Source organism: Ilumatobacter sp., assembly GCF_049588435.1.
GTDB lineage: Bacteria > Actinomycetota > Acidimicrobiia > Acidimicrobiales > Ilumatobacteraceae > Ilumatobacter_A.
In genome coordinates, this window is sequence record NZ_JBAVYV010000466.1 from 1 (window position 1) to 3792 (window position 3792).

The 3792-nt window shown below is 67.8% G+C and carries 5 protein-coding genes; 1 reads left to right on the forward strand and 4 read right to left on the reverse strand.

What is annotated here, in order from left to right:
- A partial coding sequence (locus WBV89_RS17820; RefSeq protein ID WP_423982676.1) for a YhjD/YihY/BrkB family envelope integrity protein occupies positions 1 to 379 on the reverse strand: 379 nt, incomplete at its 3' end.
- A 199-nt stretch (positions 380 to 578) separates the two neighbouring features.
- Here WBV89_RS17820 and WBV89_RS17825 point away from each other — a divergent pair.
- Entirely contained in the window at positions 579 to 1382 is an 804-nt protein-coding gene (locus tag WBV89_RS17825) for a mechanosensitive ion channel domain-containing protein (protein WP_423982677.1), read from the forward strand.
- Positions 1383 to 1506: 124 nt separating this feature from the next.
- Here WBV89_RS17825 and WBV89_RS17830 read toward each other — a convergent pair whose 3' ends face one another.
- The 3 genes from WBV89_RS17830 to WBV89_RS17840 form a co-directional block, all read right to left on the reverse strand.
- Positions 1507 to 2334 carry an ABC transporter ATP-binding protein gene (locus tag WBV89_RS17830; protein ID WP_423982678.1) on the reverse strand — a complete coding sequence of 276 codons (828 nt, stop codon included), beginning with the start codon at positions 2332 to 2334 and terminating at the stop codon, positions 1507 to 1509.
- Positions 2334 to 3455 (reverse strand): FecCD family ABC transporter permease, encoded by a 1122-nt coding sequence (locus WBV89_RS17835; RefSeq protein ID WP_423982679.1) that lies wholly within the window; start codon positions 3453 to 3455, stop codon positions 2334 to 2336. The genes WBV89_RS17830 and WBV89_RS17835 overlap by 1 nt, the downstream gene beginning before the upstream one ends.
- Positions 3452 to 3792, reverse strand: a 341-nt coding sequence (locus tag WBV89_RS17840; RefSeq protein WP_423982680.1) for a FecCD family ABC transporter permease, incomplete at its 5' end; no start/stop codon positions are given. The genes WBV89_RS17840 and WBV89_RS17835, both read right to left, overlap by 4 nt.

The following is a 3792-nucleotide window of genomic DNA, read 5'->3' on the forward strand; positions in this document are numbered from 1 at the left end:
GCACCGCGCCGGCGAGGAAAACGACCGCGAAGGCGAGGAATCGTCGCCGCATCGTCGACCAGGTTCCCCGTGCGACCGGGAGTTCCCAGATCGTGTCGAACGCGTCCTGCAATGCCACGAACACGAGCGACGCCGACAGGATCAACGAGACGAGTCCGAACAATCCGAGGCCACTGATCGTCGTCGACGAGTCGATCCCGGCGGTGAGGCTGGCGGCGAACTCGCTCACGTCGGCATCGACCAGGTCGTCGAGCACGGATTCCAGCAGTTTCTGCACGTCCGCCTGGTCGATCACGAGGCCCGCCACCGCGAGGCTGATCGAGAACAACGGCACGATGGCGAAGAGCCCGTAGTACGCGAGACCGGCCCCGAGGCGCATCGTGCGGTGCGAACGCCACGATTCGTACGTCTCGGTGACGACCGCGCGCAGCCAGGAGAGAATGGAGCTGATCCGACCGATGGGGGCAGGCTAACGACGCCTGCGGGTGAGACGACTGTCTCGCTCGGCCGACGCGGGCGCACCGCCCCTCCGCCGTAGGTTCGACGGAGAGAGTTTTCGAGCTGAGAGGGCCATCACCATGAGCGGCTTCACCACGATCATCCAATTGATATTGCTGGTCCCGGCGGCGATCCTGATCGCCTGGTGCGCGCGGTTCACGATCAAGGCGATGACCCGCCGCGCCGTACGGCGCGCACAGATCCGACCCGGTACGTGGCGCGGACGTCTGCGTCGGCTCAACGACATCGACAGTGACGTCGAGGTCCGCCGTCGCCAGCGCGCCGATGCCGCCGCGCGCATGCTCGGCCATCTCGTCACGGTGCTCGTCGTCGCCGGTTCCGTGCTCCTCGCGCTGCACATCGTCGGTGTCGATCCGGTCTACGCGATCTCGAGTGCCGGCTTCATCGGTGTGGCGATCGCGCTCTCCGGTCAGGACATCATCAAGAACCTGCTCGCCGGGACGATGGCGTTGCTCGAGGACCGTTATGCCGTCGGTGACCAGGTCACCGTCACCATGTCGGGCAACGAGATCAACGGGACGATCGACCTGATGGGCGCGGCATCGATCCGTGTCCGGACCGAGGCGGGAGCGACGTGGCATGCCGGTCACGCCGCGATCGACAGCGTCACCAACTTCTCCCAGCTCGCGGCCAGCTCGGATCTCGCGATTCCGACCGCGCACTGGAACGACGTGGAGGACGATGCCTCACGCCGTTTGACGACCGCCTCCAACGACGTCGGCCTGACCGGTGTGGTCTTCCTGCCGGATCTCGCATCCCAGGAACATCCGACCGGAGTCACGACCGTGACCGTGCGCAGCAACCGTCCGCTCACCGACCAACAAAAGCAATTGGTCCAAGACCGCCTCGTCGACCCCACCTGACGCACCCGGCCGCGCGCCCTTCCGAAATTTCGACGGATCCGGACGGCTGGCGTCACGATCGCTCGAAATTCGCGCACGCACGCGGCGGCCGTTCAGGAAATTCGAAGGATCTGGACGGCCTGCGTCACGATCGCTCGAAATTTCGGACCGGGACCGGGTGGCGGGAGCTGATGGGGACGACGAGGGGGGTGCCGCTGACCGGGTCGTCGATGATCATCGACTCCAGGCCGAACACGGCACGCACGGTGTCGGCGGTGATCACGTCGGCGGGGCGGCCCGCGGCGACGATCGACCCGTTGCGCATCGCGACCACGAACGTGGCGTACCGGCACGCGAGGTGCAGATCGTGCAGCACGACGACCACGGTCCGCCCACGGTCACGGTTGAGCTGATCGACGAGGTCGAGTACGTCGAGTTGGTGCGCGATGTCGAGAAAGGTGGTCGGCTCGTCGAGCAGGATCAGCTCGGTCTCCTGAGCCAGCGCCATCGCGATCCACACTCGTTGGCGTTGTCCCCCGGACAGTTCGTCGACCGACCGCTCGGCGAGTTCGGCGGTTCCGGTCGCATCGAGCGCGGCGCGCACCGCCGCTTCATCCGACTCCGACCACTGCTGGAACAGGCGTTGGTGCGGCGTGCGCCCGCGGGCGACGAGATCGACGACGGTGATGCCCTCGGGAGCGATCGGCGACTGTGGCAGCAGCCCGAGTCGCCGGGCGACCTCCTTCGTCGACAGCTTGTGGATCTGTTCGCCATCGAGCACGACCTGCCCCGACGACGGTCGGAGCAGACGGGCCAGCGCGCGCAGGAGCGTCGACTTGCCGCATGCGTTCGGGCCGATGATCGCGGTCACCTCGCGGTCGGGAATCGCGAGGTCGAGGTGATCGACGACGACGTGGTCGTCATAGGCGAGTGTCACCCCGTCGGCGCGCAGGCGCGGTGGGGTGGACGTCATCAGAGCGCTCCGGTTCGGGATTGGCGGGTGAGCAGCCACAGCAGGTATGGCGCTCCGATCAGCGCGGTCATGATCCCCACGGGAAGCTCGGTCGGCGCCATCACGCGTCGGGCCGCCAGATCGGCGGTCGCCGTGACCAGCGCGCCGACGAAGGCCGCCGGGACGATGCACGCTCGCGGCGAGTTGACGAGTCGTCGGGCGATCGGACCGGAGACGAACGCGATGAAGGCGATCGGTCCGGCCGCTGCGACGCCGAGCGACGCGAGGCTGACGCCGACGAGGACGAGCGACAATTTCGCCCGACCGACGTCGATCCCGAGGGCCGCTGCGGTGTCGTCACCGAGGTCGAGGCGATCGAGGTTGCGCTGCATCAGTACGGCGAGCGGACCGAGCACGACGAGCGCGACCGTCACGATGCGGACCTCGTCCCAGCCCCGTCCGTTCAGCGAACCGGTCATCCAGACCGCCGCACGCTGCACGTCGACGATGTCGGCGCGGGTGATCATGTAGTCGATGGTCGCGGTGATCGCGAATCCGGCACCGATTCCGACCAGCACGAGTCGATACGCCTGAACGCCCCGTTTCCAGGCCAACAGGTAGACGACCAGCGCCGAGATCAACCCGCCGGCCACGGCACCCATCGAAACCTGGAGCGACGTTCCGCCCAGGTAGACGATCACCATCACGGCCCCGAGCGCAGCCCCGCTGGTGAAGCCGATGATGTCGGGCGATCCGAGCGGGTTGCGCACGAGCGACTGGAAGATCGCCCCCGACATTCCGAGGGCCGCGCCGACACCGGCGCCGACGAGCACTCGCGGGAGCCGGAGCGTGCCGACGATGAACTCGGAGTCGGCGGTCGGATTGCCGAGGAGTGTGGCGACCACGTCGGAGATGGGGATCGAGAAGTCGCCGACGCTGATCGACCAGAGACCGATCGCCACGGTGGCGAGTGCGAGCGACAGGCACACGGTGATCGCCCGAGGATCGATGCGTACCGAGAATCTCCGGGTGCGGAACACTCGTCCCGTGATCGGAACGCGCTGCGGCGTCGCGCCATCGGCCAGCGGTGTTGCCGGTGAGGTGGTCGCCGGCGATTCGGTGCGGGTGAGGATCTCGGTCACAGCTGCGCCATCCGGGTGCGACGGACGAGGACGACGAACACCGGTCCGCCGATCGCTGCGGTCATGATTCCCACCTGCACCTCGCCAGGGCGAGCGACGATCCGTCCGAGGGTGTCGCAGGCGAGGAGGAACGCTGCGCCGGTGAGGGCCGATGCAGGCAGCAGCCAACGTTGATCGGGGCCGAACCAGAGCCGAACGGCGTGCGGCACCACGAGGCCGACGAACGCGATCGGACCGGCCGCGGCGACCGCGCTGCCGCAGAGCAGGGTGATCCCGAGCACGCTCACGAGCCGTGTCAGGTTGACCCGCGTCCCGAGCGAACGAGCGGCTTCCTCGC

Bases quoted from the DNA above. Each gene is read 5' to 3' on its own strand.
- WBV89_RS17830 (WP_423982678.1), bottom strand. From the start codon at position 2,334: ATGACGTCCACCCCACCGCGCCTGCGCGCCGACGGGGTGACACTCGCC.
- WBV89_RS17825 (WP_423982677.1), top strand. From the start codon at position 579: ATGAGCGGCTTCACCACGATCATCCAATTGATATTGCTGGTCCCGGCG.